Raw genomic sequence first — 17,013 nt, 5'->3', positions numbered from 1 at the left:
CGGTCTGGAGTTGCGTCACGGAATTAGAGATCAGATGGGAAGTCCGCCCGTTTCTGCCGATCTTCCACGTGGCGAACTCCGACGAGTCTCTATGCATTTCCTCTAACAAGGCAGATCGAAGTAGTGACGCGGTTGTTCCTTTCTGGCCGAGACTGGAAGAAACATGATTGGCGTCGGATAATTATGACGTAAAAATCACTGGTGAGTGACGTGCCAACCTATGCCTAAATCCGACAGTTGCCTTTGAACCCGTCCAGGATAGTCAGATACGATTGCGTCCACGCGAAGGTCGATCATCCTACCTATCTCTTCGTACTCATTGACCGTCCACACGGCAACACACAGGCCCAGCTCTTTTGCAAGTGCCACATTTTCTGCTGTTACATCCGCATAGTATGGGCACCAAAGCGAACCGCCGGCTTGTTTGACCAGCGATGGAATTTCATCGCGACGGCCGCGAAAGTCCGGACAGACAGCTTTCGAGGAATCTTCGCCAACATCGTCCGCATTTTCCGGAAGCTGGGTAAGATAAGAAGACGGCATGTCAGGGGCTTGTCGCTGGCATTCCTCCAACAGATTCCAGTCGAAACTGTGCAATACCGCGCGCGATGACAGACCCTTGTCACGAACTTCCTGAAGAACTCGTCCGACAAAGTTCTCTCTGTAAGGCGCATCGTGAGCCAGGTCAGGATCCGATTTCAGTTCGAGCATCAGATAGGCATCGCCGTATTTGGGATCATCGATCAAATTGAGCAGATCCAGCAGCCTTGGCACATGAACGCCGTCCAGTTGAGCCTGATCCGGAAAACGACGACCGTACGCCGAATGCCCATCCAACCGCCCGATATCGAATTGCCGGATTTGCTCGAAGGTCAGTGACGAAACCTTCGGCTCCTCGCCGATGAGAAACAGGCCATCTGCGTCGCGAAAGCTCGGTGCGTGTAGCCGATGGTTGTGGGTTATGACCGGTACGTCATCAGCCGTCAGGACGACATCAAATTCAAGAAGCGGAACGCCGATGGAAAGCGAAAAGTCAAAGCCAATCATGCTGTTTTCCGGCAAAACGCCTCGCGCCCCTCGATGACCCACAACCCGGATAAGGTTGTTACCGCCACGAAAGGCCTCGACCTGAGGAAACGCCATCAACTTTCCAATCTTTCGCCGGTTGATTGGTCAAACAGATGCATGTGCTCTGAGGCGACCGAAAATCGTATGTTCGGATGTCGGCCTTCGATCGGATGGACGCCCGGAAGGCTTATCGTGATCGCTCCGCCGACGCCCGCAAGTTGACCGTGCAGCAGAGTGTTTGCTCCCAACGGTTCTGCCATCTGAATCGCCGCTTCTAGCGGACCGTTATCATCCAACAACAGATGCTCTGGTCGTATCCCCAGTTTTAACTTGGTATCAGGACCCGCAGATGGACCAACCTTAATGTCGCCGATTTTGATCGTCCCGTTTTCACGCTGGGCGTCAAACACGTTCATCGCGGGGCTGCCGATGAACTGCGCAGCGAACAGAGTTCTCGGTGTTTCATAAACCTCAAGCGGTGTGCCAATCTGTTCGGCGATACCGCCGTTCATGACGATCATTCTGTCAGCCATTGTCATGGCCTCGACCTGATCATGGGTGACATATAGCGCAGTGATCCCCAGCTTTTCCTGAAGTTCACGGATTTCCAGACGCATTTGAACCCGTAATTTGGCGTCGAGGTTCGAAAGCGGCTCATCAAACAGGAAGACCGCTGGCTCACGTACAATAGCCCGGCCCATCGCCACGCGCTGACGCTGGCCACCTGACAGCTGTCTGGGCTTACGATCCAGTAAGGGTTCCAGCTGCAACAGCTTGGCAGCTTCGGTCACTTTTTGATCGATCTCAGCCTTGGGTAACTTGGCGATTTTGAGGCCATATCCCATGTTCTGGCGCACGGACATATGTGGGTAGAGCGCATAGTTCTGAAACACCATCGCGATATCGCGATCCATCGGTTCCTTGTCGTTAGCCCGTTCCTCTCCGATCCGGATTTCTCCCGCAGTTACGGTTTCCAGACCTGCAACCATCCGGAGTAGCGTGGATTTCCCGCAGCCCGACGGCCCAACAATTACGATGAACTCACCGTCCGCGATATCTATGTCGATGCCATGGATGACGTCGGTTGGGCCGAAGCTCTTTTTGACATTCTCAAGGGTTACTGTTGCCATTTCTTACTTCTCGCTATCGACAAGGCCGCGGACAAAGAGCTTTTGCATCGACACAACCACGATGACCGGCGGGATCATTGCCAGAATGGACGTCGCCATAATGACAGGCCATTCGGCCACATCATCACCGGAGGGGAACATCTGTTTGATACCCATCACGATGGTGTTCATTTCGGGGTCGGTGGTGATCAAAAGCGGCCAGAGATATTGGTTCCACCCATAGATGAACAGGATCACGAACAACGCCGCGATGTTGGTCCGGCTCATGGGCACCACGATATCAATGAAGAACCGCATCGGACGGGCTCCATCTACTCGAGCAGCTTCGGCCAGTTCATCTGGGATCGTTAGAAAGAACTGACGGAACAGAAACGTCGCCGTGGCAGAGGCGATCAAGGGGAAGATAAGCCCATAGTAGCTGTTGAGCATGCCGAACCCGGCAACGACCTCGAACGTCGGAACGATACGAACTTCAACCGGCAACATGAGCGTCAGGAAGATCAGCCAAAAGAACGTTGTTCGCCCGGGAAAGCGAAAGTAGACAATCGCAAAGGCAGAAAGCAGTGAGATCACGATTTTGCCCACCGCAATCCCAATCGCCATTACGAGGCTGTTGAACAGCATCGTGGCGACAGGGACGTTCACACCAGAAAACAGCGCGGCCTTGTAGTTTTCCCAAAACTGATCGCCGGGAAGAATTGGCATGGGTGGCGATACGATTTCCGGCTGGGTCACCGTCGATGCCACGAACGCCAGCCAGATCGGGAAAAAGATCACTAATACACCAAGGATCATCATGGCATGGGTCAGCCAGATCCCCATACCGCGTTTTTCGACCATTCCGTGTTGTTGGGCTGCCATCAGTAGTGCACCCTTTTTTCCACGTATTTGAATTGAATGACGGTCAGCAGGCCGACAACGATCAGAAGGATGACTGATTGTGCCGAAGATGAACCGAGGTCCTGTCCGACGAACCCATCCGAGAAGACCTTGTAGACCAGAATGGTCGTCGCCTGTTGTGGCCCACCGCCGGTAATCGTGTGTATCACTCCGAAAGTTTCAAAGAAGGCATAGACGACATTGACCACCAACAGGAAGAACGCGGTTGGTGACAAAAGCGGCAGCACGATCGTGAAGAACCGGCGCCAGAAGCGCGCACCGTCAATCGCCGCAGCCTCGATTACCGACCTTGGGACCGATTGCAGTGCCGCGAAAAAGAACAGGAAGTTATAGCTAATACGCCCCCAGGCCGATGCAACAACCACCAGACCCATGGCTTCGGTGCCGTTCAGCACGTGGTTCCAGTCATAGCCAAGCTGGCCGAGGTACCATGAAACGACACCAACACGCGTGTTGAACATGAACAGCCACAGGACACCGGCCACGGCGGGGGCAACGGCATAGGGCCAGATCAGCAGCGTCCGATAGACCCCCGATCCCTTGATCAGGCGATCCGCAATGACCGCCAGAAACAAAGCCGGGATCATTGAGCACAGAGTTACGAGCGTTGAAAACACTGCAGTTGTCACAAACGATGCGCGGTAAAACTTATCGCTCAGCAGGAACTCAAAGTTGCCGAGCCCCACGAATTGGGACGACAGCCCAAAAGGGTCAGGTATGAACAGAGATTGCCAAACAGCCTGCCCAGCCGGATAGAAAAAGAATACAGCGGAAATGATGACCTGCGGGGCGATCAGCGCCAATGGCAAAAGCCAGCCGCGAAAGGTAACGCGTTTTTCCATCCTGATAGTCCACTGAAAAAAGAAAATGCGGGCCCTGAAAAGGCCCGCATCGAATTACGACTTATTGATTGGCGGATTCGAAACGGCGCAGCAGCGCGTCACCGCGCTCTTTCGCGCTGTCCATCGCTTCCTGAGCGGTCTTCTCACCGGACCAGACGGCCTCAAGTTCTTCGTCAATGATGCCACGAATCTGATCGAACGATCCCAGACGCAGGCCTTTCGAGTTTGCGGTTGGTTCTTTCGCTGTCATTTGAATGACTGCGATGTCGGTGCCCGGGTTTTCATCGTAAAAACCTGCGGCACGAGTAACCTCACCAGCTTCTGAGGTGATCGGAAGATAACCGGTGTTCTGGTGCCAGGCCGCTTGTACATCAGGTGATGACAGGAAGCTCAGGAACTCTCCGACGCCCTTGTACTCTTCGGGGTCATGACCTTCCATCACCCACAGCGAAGCGCCACCAATGATGGTGTTCTGTGGCTCGCTCACGGCCGATTCCCAATAGGGCAGCGGGCGTACATCAAAGTCGAACTCCGCTTCTGAGCTGATCCCGGCATACCCTGCCGAGCTTTCGGTGAACAAGGCGCATTCGCCAGCGCGGAAGTTCGCGCCACCTTCGTTTCTGCGACCTGTGTAGATGAACTTTCCGTCTTTGGCCCAGTCACCCATTGCAGTCAGGTGTGCAACTTGGGTCGGACCGTTCAGCATCAACTCGGTATCCAGTCCGGCAAAGCCGTTGTCTTGCGACGCAAATGGAACATCGTGGTAGGCTGACAGGTTCTCAAGGTGGATCCAGCTTTGCCATGCGGTCACCAGCGGACAGTCTTCACCACCGGCTTTCAGCTGTTCAAGTACGTCACCGACTTTTTCCCAAGTGGACAGGTCTGTATCAGGATCGACACCCGCCGCTTCCATGGCGTTGCGGTTGACCCACAAAACCGGCGTCGAAGAGTTGAAGGGCAGGGACAGCATGTCGCCATCTGTGGTCGTATAATACCCTTTGACGGCGCCGATATAGGCGTCAGGATCAAAGGACGCACCGCTTTCGGCCATCACTTCGTGAACTGGTTTGATCGCACCTTCCGCCGACATCATCGTTGCAGTGCCAACCTCGAAAACCATCAGGATATGCGGCTGCTCACCTGCGCGAAATGCCGCGATGCCTGCGTTCAGAGTTTCCGAGTAGTTGCCCTTGTGGCTCTCGACTATGACGAACTCATCCTGGCTGGCGTTGAACTCTTCAACCTGGGCTTTCACAAGATCACCCAGTCGACCGGTAAACGCATGCCAGAACTGAACTTCGGTCTGCGCCATCGCCGCCACGGGGGACAACGCAGTAGTTACGGCGAGAGCGCCGAGAAATTGCTTATTCATGATTCCTCCCATGCATCAAATTGATGCGTTCACTAACACCAAGTGCATGGCGCATCTGGTGGGCTTATTATCCCATCGACGTTACTGATGGCAGAATATAATTCAAGACCTTATTATTGGCAAAAAACATAACATTATATTATATAGTGGCGGGACGCACCGGAAATCGGAACCAATCATGAGCCAAATCTTGAGAATTAGACAACTAGAAGCGCTTATGGCTGTGACCACCAGTGGTTCGGTGACCGGGGCGGCGGCAGAACTTGGGGTCAGTCAACCTGCTGTCAGCAGACTGCTATCAGATTTGGAAAAATCGCTTGGGTTTCAACTTTTTGACCGGAGCAAGGGTCGTTTGGTGCCAACACAGGAGGTCCGCTATCTACAGCCCAGCGTAGAGCGAGTTCTGGAACTCATGAAACAGATCTCTGATGTCAGTCAGGACATCACACAGCGCAAGGCCGGGCACATCCGAGTCGCTTGCTTGCCTGGGTTCGCTACCAGCCATCTTCCCAACGTCGTCGCCGAGTTTTTGGAGGATCGACCCGGTGTCACCATGACAATCGAGCCAGACAGACCAGAGCGTATTCTCGAGTGGATGATCGGTGAGCAGTATGATTTCGGTATCACTGACAGCTTTAACGGTCATCCGGCTGTTGAAAGCAGAAACATCGATGTTCGCACAGTATGCGTGTTTCCTACTGGGCATGAGTTGGAAAACCTCTGCGAGATCACACCGCATGATCTTGCAAATGCCAAGATTATTCACACACGTCGCGACAGCGACTTTTTTGGGCGCCTCTCAAAAGCGTTTCAAAACGCCAATGTCAAATTGAACTCCCACATCGAGGTCAGGCAGTTCACAGCGGCCTGCGAGTTGGCGGTTAAAGGTGTGGGGGTGTCTGTGGTAAGTGAGTTGGACGCCATCCAGTATGCGGCACGCGGGTTGAGCTATCGGCCGTTCAAGCCAATCTTGTCACATACACTCTCGCTTGTGCGCCCGATCTTGAAGCAACCGTCACTTGTGACGCTTGAATTCATCGAACAGTTCCGTGAAAGCTTGGTCCCGTTCAAGGCAGAGGAAATCATCCGATAGCCAAAGGGTTGCGAATGCGGACGTGGACTGCTGGCAAGCCACATATTCTTGGTGCCCATAGTGAACAGCGGATTTTTTAAGCGTTCCGATCTACGCCAAAACGCACCACGCACGTAGAGCCAAGAGCAACGAAACATCCATTGGCTTTGCTACAGAGTGGAGAAGGTTTTGCTCCTAACTTTCTAATGTTCGTTTTGTCCGCTCACTTATCATTTTCCACCTGATGCTGAACGTCTGGGGTGTGTGGTCCGTAACCTGCTCTACGAGAGAAAGACTGAAGTGGAACCAACGATAATTCTTGGCTCGTCCGACCAGTTGACGCAACGGCAACGAATTGCGGCAGTGAACCCTTTTTTGCCGAATGCCGCACTGCATCTGAAGGTCTGCATTTTAGTTTTCAATGATACGGGTCGCAACGTGCCGGCCTGACAATAACGCTCCATGCGTTGTGCTGTGATAATCAAATATCGTGTGCTCACCAGCAAAGAAAAGCCGTTCAGCTACAGGTTCACCAAAGACTTCAAATTGTTCGGTTGACCCGCCGGTTTGCGGATAAGAATAAGCCCCTCGAAAATTGGGGTACTCAGACCAATGTGTGCTCAGAACGGTATTCGGTTCGACTACATGCTCTCCCCAAACCGACCGCAGAACCGCCAAGGCGTCTTCAGTCATCTCCGATTGACTCATTCGATCCGCAATGGGGGCGTAACTGCCAAAAGACAAACCAAGCAAAACGTTTTCTTCACTGAACGTCCGGTAGTTTAGCCAATAGTTCCACCGTCCCTTTGGCTCAGTTACGATCCCAAAATACTGGGTCTTTTCGTCCCAGAAGGCCTTGTCAAATCTCAGGGCAATCTTCGTCACCGAGCCAAAGCCAAGCTTGTCAATTGCCACTTGCAGGTCAGTCGGAAGAGGTGGGTCAAACTCAATAGCGTTGGTTTTCAACACACCCAGAGGAACCGAACAAATGGCATAGTCAGCCGGGATGCCGTTCACGGTCACACCGTCATCGCCGTATGCAATGCGGTTGACCGGGGTACTTAGTCGAATGTCCAGTCCGCTCATCAGCGGAGCCAAGATCGTGTCATACCCTTCGGTGAAAATGACATCGTCGCCTTCAAAGGCCGTATCTGCAAAGGCATTGGCGGCAGAGATATCCTCGATCCCCGCGCCAATATCAAATTCAACAAAGGCAGAGAGCAACCACCGGCCCAGAGGGTCATTCAGCACCTCGGGTTCCAAGTCGGCGATGGCCTCCTTGATGCTTTTTGTGTCCCTGTTCCAAACGCGCAGATACAGCTTGCGCAACAGACGTTCGTATGTGTCATCGATGTGCTGATACTCTGCGTCCGTCAGTGGGGTGCCATCCGGTCCGAAAACTTCAAGACTGTTGTCATCGGTTAGAAAGGTCGGTGCTTTGATCTGCGCCGCAAGCTTCTGAATAGGGTTTGCAGAACTTGGCCCATGTATCCAGCCTGCCCCGTATTCAAATGGAACACCCATGGACATATCGGTTCGAATACGTCCACCAGCATAGTCCCCAGCTTCCAATACGATCACTTTTGCGCCGTGTCTCAAGAGTTCCTGACCCGCAGCGAGACCAGAGATGCCGGCACCTATGACGATGACTGTAGTATCATCGAGGTCCTGCGAATGGACGCCAGAGCCAAGTGATGCCAGAAAAGATGCAATCCCGAGTTTTAAAGCGCTCCGTCGAGTGTACATAAGTTCCTCTCAATCCTGGCAAGTTAAGATACCGAGACAGCTATTTGTTAGTTTTTGGCATCATGCCAGCATCTTCCAAAAAGCACGATTGAACAAGCAGCGAGAGCCGATATTTCAACACTCATAATGCGAGAGTGGTTCGGTTGCGCTCATCTTCATTTGCCACCGCCGACCGGCGTTGAGAGATTCAAGAAGAGCCGTTCGTTTCCAGTTGTACATCACTGCCTTCGGGCATTGGTGAAAGCAGCATCGACTTTGTCGCGCAGTTCTGCGTATCGCCTCCGACTGACAGGAACCTGATCGCCATTGCTCATTTTGCAGGTGTATGCGCTACCTTTTCGCGAAACACTGTCGACATGCGCCAAGCTGATCCAGTGAGATCTGTGGCATTGAATTCCGTTCAGGTTTTCCAGCTTTTCCAAACAATCGCCGAACTGCTCTGAAAGCAATGCGCGTCCTTCGGTGGTAACGATTTCCACGTAGTGGTCCTGCGCGTGAAGGTGAATGATGTCATCTCCAAGAGCGCTCGGTACGTTGTGTATGAGTTGCTTCAATGATGGGGAAAATTCCTTTGGTTGCCCTTCGGTCTGAAGAGCGCTTTCATCTGATGGACTTCGGCGAAGAAGAAATGTCATTGCCACCGCTACCGCCAAAGCGAGCGGAGTAATTGTGACGATTTCATTCAGGAAAACAGAAATGGGTGTTCCAGCCGCTTGCAGGTCATCATCGGCATTGCCGAAACCATAGTCCAGGACGAGAGATCCCACAGCGAAAGGTATTGGCAAAACAAGTCCAGAGGCGATTGCCGGGATCGGGTCGGGACATCTGAATCGTTGCAGCACCAAAACGCCCGTCAAAAAGAGCGCAGCAGCCAAGAACAGATGGGTAAACCATAGCGCAAAAGCCGCCAGTATGGGCACGTTTTCCGTATGGGTTGGTTCGAGAACCAATATGAAGCCCGCCCCGATTAGAGCGGCAAGCAGAACCTTTCTGATAAGCCCAGCAGAGACAGCAACTTGATCCAACTTCATGTTGAGTATCTAGCGCTCCCATCGCGAATGGTCGAGCCCCGACCGTTCGCGAATGAACCCATACCTTTAGCGCAGGTCGGCGACCGCTCCAGCGTCCGTTCTTGAATGCTCACCCGGTCTGCAGCATCTCGCTGAGCAGCTTCAAAGAAAGGGTGGCTAATATGGAACGCTACAGTTTTTCCACTCGGGTTCTACACTGGCTTATAGCGATTTGTTTCGCCTTCATGTGGGCTTGTGGGTACACGATGACCAAGCTGGTACCGGATGACTCCGCGATACAGGAAGCCTTATTCTCAATTCACATCTCCATGGGCGTCTTGCTGCTGTTCCTTATCGTGCTGCGCATTGCTCTTCGGTTTGTCACACCGGCCCCCGCTCCGTTGGCGGCTTTGGCGAACTGGGAAAAACTGCTCTCGCACTTGGGCCATCTGGCGCTCTACGTTCTGCCAATGATGGTTATCTTGATCGGATGGGCTGAAACGGATTTTGGTGGACATGGCACAACTATGTTCGGCCTCAGCATGCCAAAAATATTTCCGACGAAAGAAGCGCTATGGGGCTACAATCTCGAAACGACCACGGCGACCCTTCACAGGTGGCTCGCCTACGCGATGCTAGCCGTTGTCGCGGGCCATGTTGCAGCCGTCGTGAAGCATCGCATCGAAGGCCATGACGTGCTGGGAAGGATGACATTCAAATGATCAAGCGACGTGAGTTTTTGCTATCTGCTTCAGCAATGGGCGCTATGACCCTGCCGGGTGTGTCGTTTGCAAACAGTGATCTCTGGTCCATCGGCTCAGCGGAAGTCGCCGAGCGTGACAAAGACATGCCTCTGATCGGGCTTGAAGAGCATTTTGCCACTCCGGAAATGATGCAACTCAACAACATCAAATTCCCACCGGGTGTTCCGTCCTTTGACATCATGGATGTGGGCGTGGGGCGCGTGGCCCATATGGATGAGGCCGGGCTGAATATCATGGTTCTGTCGGCTCTGACACCGGGTGCGCAACTCGTGCCTGGTCAGCAGGGCATCGACTATGCGACAAGGCTGAACGACCAGATCAAGACTGACTACATCGATGCCCATCCGGATCGGTTTCGCGGTTTCGCCGCGCTACCGCTTACCTCGCCTGAGGCAGCCGCAATCGAGCTTGAGCGATGTGTCAACGAATTGGGGTTCGTTGGCACGATGACCTATGGCGCTGTGAATGGAATGTTTCTGGATCATCCGGATTTCGAACCGGTTCTGACTATGGCCGAGACATTAGGCGTACCGATCTACATCCATCCGGGATGGGCCTCGAAAGAGGCGATGGATCTGTATTACGATGATCTGGGTGACCCGATTGTCAGCAGGGTTCTCAGCGGTGCGGGTTATGGGTGGCACCAGGAAGTTGCCCTGCAGTGCCTGCGCATGATCGTCAGCGGCGTGTTTGACCGCCACCCGAACCTGCAGATTATCATCGGCCATATGGGCGAGGCATTACCCTTCTATTACTGGCGCATCGGGGATGATCTGGCGAAGGTAACAAAAGGCAAGCTGCAAAAGCCTCTTCAAAGCTATGTCACCGACAATTTCCACATCACCACCAGCGCGTTCTTCCGGACCGAACTGCTTGAACTGGCATTGACTGTGATGGGTGAGGATCGAGTTATGTTTTCGACCGACTATCCGTTTGTCAGTGGGATTGAAGGGGCCGAATGGTTCCGTGGCGTGGATTTACCCAGGCCGGTCAAGGAGAAAATCGGGTACAAGAATGCTGAGAAGCTCTTGAATATCTCCCTTTAGAACACCTTGGCCTTAGAGCGGGCCAAACGTCGATCCAGTAAATTGCAGTGCAATCTGCGCCTCTCTCGCGAGAGGCGCCCAGATGGGCTGTACCTGCTAACTCGCGCCTTGATTTGTCGATAGCACATCGTGCGCAGCAACCCAGTGAAACTCATGCAGAAGTTCGTACCAATCCATCCTGCCGCACCAAACCGAGGTCAAAAACCGTTACACTATCTGGCGAGATATCAAAGCAATCGAACCCGGATCATGATCTGGTTGTTCTTTTTGGTCGCTGCTTTTCAGGCATTGTTTGCTTCAGCTCCATGGATTGATGTTTGGATTTCATCACTGTTCTGGGAGCCGGTCAAAGGTTTCGCTGCAGCGAGCTCACCTGTTTTGTCAGTGTTTCGCGAGGCAGCGCAGAAAACCTACTTCTATATGGCAGTACTCGCGCTATGCGGCGTTCTCGCAGGTTCTATCTCCAGCACGTACACCGGAGTGCCGAGGCGCGTGTGGGGGTTCATTTTCTGCCTGTACTTGATCGGGCCCGCGCTTCTGGTCAATGGATTGTTAAAGTCGTTCTGGGGTCGTGCCAGACCAGCTGATATTATGGAGTTTGGCGGTAATCTTTCGTTTTCCCCACCCTTTGAGATCGCCGCCCAATGTCAGGCAAATTGCTCTTTTGTCTCAGGTGAGGCCGCCGGAGCAGCAGCCTTTGCGATATCTGCCTATGTCCTGACCCGCTTTCTTCGAAACAAGGCATTGCGCCGAATTGTTTTTGGCTTTGCTCTCACGGTATCAGTTCTTGGTGCGCTGCTTCGCACTGTTTTTGGCCGGCATTTCTTGTCTGATGTAATTTTTGCGATCCTTCTGGTGTCATTGATAGCAGTGCTGCTGTCGTTCATGTTCCTGGAACATCGCGGGCGTGGGCGGACGAGGCTCAAGAGTTTGGGGCAGGGCTAACGGTCTCTGAAAACCGATGTAATCATCTGGCCAAGTTGCGCAGCTTAGGGCTTTTCGAACTGTGGACTTTTGCTGCAGAGGACGGCGGTTGTCGCTTGAGGTAGTATGCTTACTTCGCGTAAGAACCCGCGATCAAATCTACTGCCTGTGGGGAGGCCTCTATGCCATCAAAAAAACGCCTGACTTTTTCGTTCTTCGCATCGCTATTTTGCGCCTGCATTATGTTGTTCGAAGACATTGGCGAGGCTATGGGCGTGGCCTGGATTGATGAATGGGATGAAATTCATGTCTGGGAAGTCCTGATCATGTTTTCACTGTTTGGTTCAATCATGGTGCTTGGGTTCGAAGTTCTGAAAATGCGCCGATATCAAGAGACACTTGAAGATAAGGTGGCCAGGGCCTCTAGTGCCTTCGAAGATCTGCTGAACGCATATTTCGAACAATGGTCTTTCTCAGAGGCCGAGCGTGCGGTTACCCGCCTGTTGATCAAAGGGTGCTCGATCGCTGAAATGGCGGAAATTCGCAACGCCAAGGAAGGCACCATCAAAGCGCAAACCAATTCGATCTACAAAAAGTCCGGCTATGCAGGCAAAACTCAGCTGCTCAGTGCTTTTTTGGAAGATCTGACAGATGGCGGATCGGTTGCTTGACGCCAACTATTGGTAGGGGCGTCGCACTCAGAGTGACACCCCTGTCCACATCTGCCGCATAAAGTCTCATGTTGGCATAAACCCTTGTGGAAAATGCATAAACTAAAGTTCTAATCTGCCTATTTGGCCATATTTCCGCCTCCAGCGCACATTTAACGCCAGTTTTGAGTGTGCAAACAAATGGCGCATGGAACGGGTGACGCAGGGGAAACAACCCTCCGGACCCAGGGAACGGAAATTTAGCCAGATGGGGCAAAGTTATATGCAGATCCAGCAAAGAGTTCGTGCTTTCGCACGTGGGGGACGGTTGACCAAATGGAAAGGAAGAGTGGCGAGTGTCGCCCCTTCCGTTTTTTTGTGTTCAGCTTCGGTTTTGGCAATTTCAACAGGATCTGTTTTTGGTGAGGTCGTTGATGGGGCGCGGACCGCTTCTCTGATCAGTAGTGTTGACGAAGATCATACCATTACGGCGACCGGGTCGATTAACGTAGACCCGTTGCCGGGACGGGGCCTGGTTCAAGTTAATGTGGCGGACTATTTCAGCACGCTGACAAATGACGGGCGGCTGACAGCGCCCGAAGGCATTCAGAGAACCCGAGCCGCGATCGACATCAACGGCGATTTGTCCGGTGCCGTTGTGAATTCCGGCACAATTTCGATGGGAGCGGCGTTTGGCGACAGTGCAGTGTTGCACGGTATTGATGTGTCGGGGAATGTGACAGGCGCCACTCAGAATACTGGCACCATCGACATCGCAAATTCGGCGCTGACCTTTGGCACCGCTGCCGGTATTAACGTTAACCAAGTTGATGGCACCTTGGCCAACAGCGGAACGATCAGTGTTGGTGCTGATCTCAGCTCCCGCGTGTTTGCTTCTGGGGTAGTTGTGCAGACCGTGAATGGGACCTTCCGCAACAGTGGCGGCATTGCTGTCGACGCCGTCAGTTCCGGCGGGAATGTGTTTGCGGATGGCATTGAACTGACAACCGTCGCTGGGACAGTTGAGAATTCAGGACCCGTTACGGCTTCTGCAACTGCCAGAACAACTGCCAGCGTCGATGGCATTGGCATCGGCGACTTGTCCGGTGATTTGAACAATACCGGCGTCATTTCCGTCACTGGGAACGGGGGAGCCAATGCAAATGGGGATGCAATTGAGATTTCCACCGTATCCGGCAATTTGCACAACAGCGGTGCCCTGACCGTTTCAATGACCGCCGGCAGCACCGGTGCGGCAAATTTTGATGCTATTGAAGTTTCCAATCTTACCGGCAGCCTGACCAATTCCGGTTCCATCGATGGGCAGGCTATCGGCGGCTCAGCCGGTGCGGACGGCATTGACATTGGCGGTCTTAGCACAGCCGCCCGTTTCGGCAATTCGGGTCTCGTGACGATCCGAGCGATTGCGCTGGGTTCGGGTGCTGTTGCGGACGGGCTGGATTTTGCAGATGTGGATGGCAGCGTCACGAACAGTGGGCAACTCATCGTTACCTCAAACGGTGATCGCGCACGGGCCCGGGGGATCCAGGCGGAGGATCTGGCAGGTACGCTCGACAATAGTGGCCAGATATTTGTGGATGCTCGCGCTGGGAACCAACTGGCCTTCGCATATGGAATCGAGGTTGGAGATATTTCCGGTCAACTTACCAATGCCGGGCCTCTGATCGCGGCTGCAACCGGTTCGGGTACCGTAACCGCAACCGGTATACTCGCCGAGACTGTTACAGGCACGTTGACGAACAATGGGCCTATTTTCGCAACGGGTCGGGGAAGAACCGCCAATGCCATTGGAATTGAAGCCGGGCATATTGTTGGCACTTTGAACAACACAAACTCCATTATTGCCACAGCGATTGGCACGGGTACCGGTGACGCCTCGGGTATTTCAACAAATACAGTGGATGGCACGCTTTCGAACTCGGGCAATGTGACCGTTCAGATTGATGCCTCAAGCCATGCCTCGGCGTATGGTATAAGCTTGGGCCAGATCAACGGCGCGATGAACAACTCGGGCGCGATTACCGTCGATGTGATCAATGGTTCGAGTGTCGAAGCAATCGGTATCCGGACTTCTACCGTGGCGGGTACATTCTCCAACAGCGGTCAAATCTCGGTCGCTGCGCAGGGTTCTTACGTTTCGGCCGGAGGAATACGGATTGGCAATGTTGTTGGCGATGCCGACTTCAACAACACAGGTACGATTTCCGTCAAAGCCCAGAGCAATGGCTCAAGCGCATATGCCTATGGAATTTCAGCAGGCACGATTGAGGGTACGCTGAGCAACAGCGGGAACCTGACTGTAGTAGCGGAAGGTGGTACCGCCTCAGCCATGGGGATCAGGCTGGGCGGCACTAGTGGACAGGTTGTCAACTCAGGCATCGTCCTGGCGAAAGCAGCCGGCACGCAATCGGTATATGCAAGGGGGTTTGAAACCGACACCATTTCCGACAGCATTTCTAACTCGGGCACTATTGCTGCAACGGCAGTTGGTCGCGGTGCCAGCGAGGTACTCGCAACGGGTGCTTCAGCATCACTGTTGGAGTTGGGAGGCTCGATTTCGAATTCAGGGAAAATCGTGGTTGCGGCCCAAGGTGATAACGGAACCTTCGTGAGTGCAAACGGGGTCAGCGCGAACATATTGGCCGATGGTCATATTTCCAACAGCGGCGAACTCACGGTAACAGCAGAAAGCACACAAGGCGGTTCCGTCGAGGCTGTTGGCGTAGGCCTTGGATTTCTGTTCGAGTCTACCGACTTATCGAATTCCGGTTCTATTAACGTCTCGGCCAAAGGGGATGGAGTTTTTAATGCGGAAGCTTCTGGCGTCCGTATCATCAGCTTCCTGGGTGAGCTTCATAACTCGGGTCGTATTGGTGTATCGCTCGACCTGAACGATGGCGTAAGCGGCACTGCTGTCGGAGCGTCGACAAACTCAATCGACACCAGTGGTATACTGAAAAATAGTGGAACCATTGCGGTTGATGCAAAGGCCAGAAACACAGCTGAACTGATTGCGTCCGGCATTTCGATCGATGGGGGCATCTCCGGGGTTCTTGACAATTCAGGTGCCATAGCTGTGGCTGCGGACGGATCCAATCAGGTGCGTGCATATGGCGTCAAAGCGCGTGCGCTGAACGAGAACGGAGTTCTATCGCACAGCGGGTCAATTGCGGTGACGGCCAACGGGTCGGATGTTGAAGCCTACGGATTGTATGTCGGTACCGCAGAGGGAACGATCAATGTCACGGGCGACATCGCAGTGAAGTCCACCGGTAAGGGTTACGCCATTTACTTGGGTGATGGTGGGGGCACACTAAATCTGGAATCCACGGCAAACATCGATGGGTTGATGCGGGTGAGTGACCACGATGTAAACCTGACCCATGTCGGAGGCAAAGTGATCTACCGTTTCCGGGACGACGATACGTCAAACGGGGTGTTTACGACCTCGGTGTCCTCACCGTCTCAGGGATGGTTTGTTGACGACGAAGGTGGCGCGGCGCCTGTCTATGCTTCCATCGATGCGCGCGAGTTTCAGCCCAATACCAACCAGGCTTTCGAGGTCGCAGGGCTGTCCTATGTCCTTAAAGGTCAGTTGGACAAATTAGACAGCACCGATGTCAGTCGGGACAGAGCTGTGCTCAGCACGAGCGGAAGCGGTGCAATCGAAGGGTTTAGACCATATTTCCTTGTCAGCGGCAGCAGAAGCGACGGTACTTCGAACGGCAGCTCTTTGGCGCTTTCATCAAATATGTGGAGCGCCAGCGCTGGATTGACCCGCGATCTTGGAGCCGGGCTGCGATACGGGTTCGGGGCCAGCTATTTCAAGAATGACGGAACCTTTGGCGCGACGTCTTTCGATACGTCCGGCGTGTTTGTCAGCGGGATCGTTGCGCAAAACTTCGGAGTTGCTGATGTGAGTTTCGGGTTGGGTTATGGTGATTTGGATCACAACGAAACCCGCGTCAGTGGAAACACAAGGTCGGCGGCTGACTACTCGAGCGATATGATCACAGCTTTCGTTGCTGCTGAACGTGATTTTGTGTTGGAGCACGGCGCGGTCCTGACACCCAGAGCCAGTTTTCTATATGGCGAGCAGAATTTGGATGCTTACACCGAGATGGGCAGCAGCGCGAATGCGACTGTGGGCGCAAGAGACATCACGTTCAATGAAACCCGCATCGGGGCTGCCTATACAGCGTCATTGGGAGGAGGAAACCTATCTGCATCATTGGCTGCGATCCACCGTGACGCAGATGCGCCATCGATCATAGATGTGGCAGTCTTCGGCAATACGCTTGCTCTGGCCTCGGGCGGTAGTGGAACCGATACTTTCGGCGAAGTCGGTCTGAGCTATGAGAGAGCCTTTGTGCACGGTGGAAACCTGCGCTTGGAGGCAAGATCAACCCTAGGCGCTGATGTGTCTACGCAAGCTTTGTGGGCATCCTATGAATGGAGCTTCTGAACC

13 protein-coding genes are annotated in these 17,013 nt (G+C 53.4%); 6 read left to right on the top strand and 7 right to left on the bottom strand.

All coding sequences use genetic code 11. From position 1 onward, the window contains the following. Positions 1-195: 195 nt before the first annotated feature. The 5 genes from ACR0IO_RS08890 to ugpB form a co-directional block, all read right to left on the bottom strand. Positions 196-1,143 (bottom strand): glycerophosphodiester phosphodiesterase family protein, encoded by a 948-nt coding sequence (locus ACR0IO_RS08890; RefSeq protein ID WP_480740929.1) that lies wholly within the window; start codon positions 1,141-1,143, stop codon positions 196-198. Next, a complete protein-coding gene (locus tag ACR0IO_RS08885) occupies positions 1,143-2,198 on the bottom strand; it encodes a sn-glycerol-3-phosphate import ATP-binding protein UgpC (protein ID WP_480740928.1) in 1,056 nt (351 codons plus the stop codon). The genes ACR0IO_RS08890 and ACR0IO_RS08885 overlap by 1 nt, the downstream gene beginning before the upstream one ends. 3 nt (positions 2,199-2,201) lie before the next feature. After that, positions 2,202-3,038 (bottom strand): sn-glycerol-3-phosphate ABC transporter permease UgpE, encoded by an 837-nt coding sequence (gene ugpE / locus ACR0IO_RS08880; RefSeq protein ID WP_480741637.1) that lies wholly within the window; start codon positions 3,036-3,038, stop codon positions 2,202-2,204. Positions 3,039-3,058: 20 nt separating this feature from the next. After that, positions 3,059-3,940, bottom strand: coding sequence for a sn-glycerol-3-phosphate ABC transporter permease UgpA (gene ugpA / locus ACR0IO_RS08875; protein ID WP_155150415.1), 882 nt, complete (start codon positions 3,938-3,940; stop codon positions 3,059-3,061). A gap of 61 nt (positions 3,941-4,001) precedes the next feature. Then, positions 4,002-5,312: a sn-glycerol-3-phosphate ABC transporter substrate-binding protein UgpB gene (gene ugpB / locus ACR0IO_RS08870; protein WP_155150417.1), complete on the bottom strand. Its 1,311-nt coding sequence runs from the start codon at positions 5,310-5,312 to the stop codon at positions 4,002-4,004. Between the two features lie 178 nt (positions 5,313-5,490). Between ugpB and ACR0IO_RS08865 the strand changes: the two genes are divergently transcribed. Next, on the top strand, positions 5,491-6,405 hold the full coding sequence (locus ACR0IO_RS08865; RefSeq protein WP_170332576.1) for a LysR substrate-binding domain-containing protein: 915 nt from the start codon (positions 5,491-5,493) through the stop codon (positions 6,403-6,405). A 390-nt stretch (positions 6,406-6,795) separates the two neighbouring features. Here ACR0IO_RS08865 and ACR0IO_RS08860 read toward each other — a convergent pair whose 3' ends face one another. Both ACR0IO_RS08860 and ACR0IO_RS08855 read right to left on the bottom strand, forming a co-directional pair. Continuing rightward, complete coding sequence (locus ACR0IO_RS08860) at positions 6,796-8,130, bottom strand: flavin monoamine oxidase family protein (protein ID WP_480740925.1); 1,335 nt, start codon at positions 8,128-8,130, stop codon at positions 6,796-6,798. Between the two features lie 218 nt (positions 8,131-8,348). Further along, a complete protein-coding gene (locus ACR0IO_RS08855; protein ID WP_480740924.1) occupies positions 8,349-9,161 on the bottom strand; it encodes a LytTR family DNA-binding domain-containing protein in 813 nt (270 codons plus the stop codon). 161 nt (positions 9,162-9,322) lie between these two features. On the opposite strand from ACR0IO_RS08855, the gene ACR0IO_RS08850 reads away from it, so the two are divergent. The 5 genes from ACR0IO_RS08850 to ACR0IO_RS08830 all read left to right on the top strand — a co-directional run bounded on the left by ACR0IO_RS08850 (position 9,323) and on the right by ACR0IO_RS08830 (position 17,010). Beyond that, positions 9,323-9,862, top strand: coding sequence for a cytochrome b (locus ACR0IO_RS08850; protein WP_480740923.1), 540 nt, complete (start codon positions 9,323-9,325; stop codon positions 9,860-9,862). Next, positions 9,859-10,950 (top strand): amidohydrolase family protein, encoded by a 1,092-nt coding sequence (locus ACR0IO_RS08845; RefSeq protein ID WP_480740921.1) that lies wholly within the window; start codon positions 9,859-9,861, stop codon positions 10,948-10,950. The genes ACR0IO_RS08850 and ACR0IO_RS08845 overlap by 4 nt, the downstream gene beginning before the upstream one ends. A 249-nt stretch (positions 10,951-11,199) precedes the next feature. Then, positions 11,200-11,895 (top strand): phosphatase PAP2 family protein, encoded by a 696-nt coding sequence (locus tag ACR0IO_RS08840; RefSeq protein ID WP_480740919.1) that lies wholly within the window; start codon positions 11,200-11,202, stop codon positions 11,893-11,895. A gap of 161 nt (positions 11,896-12,056) precedes the next feature. After that, complete coding sequence (locus ACR0IO_RS08835) at positions 12,057-12,545, top strand: helix-turn-helix transcriptional regulator (RefSeq protein ID WP_480740917.1); 489 nt, start codon at positions 12,057-12,059, stop codon at positions 12,543-12,545. Between the two features lie 373 nt (positions 12,546-12,918). Continuing rightward, positions 12,919-17,010, top strand: coding sequence for a beta strand repeat-containing protein (locus ACR0IO_RS08830; RefSeq protein WP_480740915.1), 4,092 nt, complete (start codon positions 12,919-12,921; stop codon positions 17,008-17,010). Positions 17,011-17,013 lie beyond the last annotated feature (3 nt).

It is taken from the genome of Ruegeria sp. CE12 (genome assembly GCF_056537525.1).
Note: the sequence above shows the minus strand (reverse complement) of the source record. Positions and strands in the feature narration are given on the sequence as shown.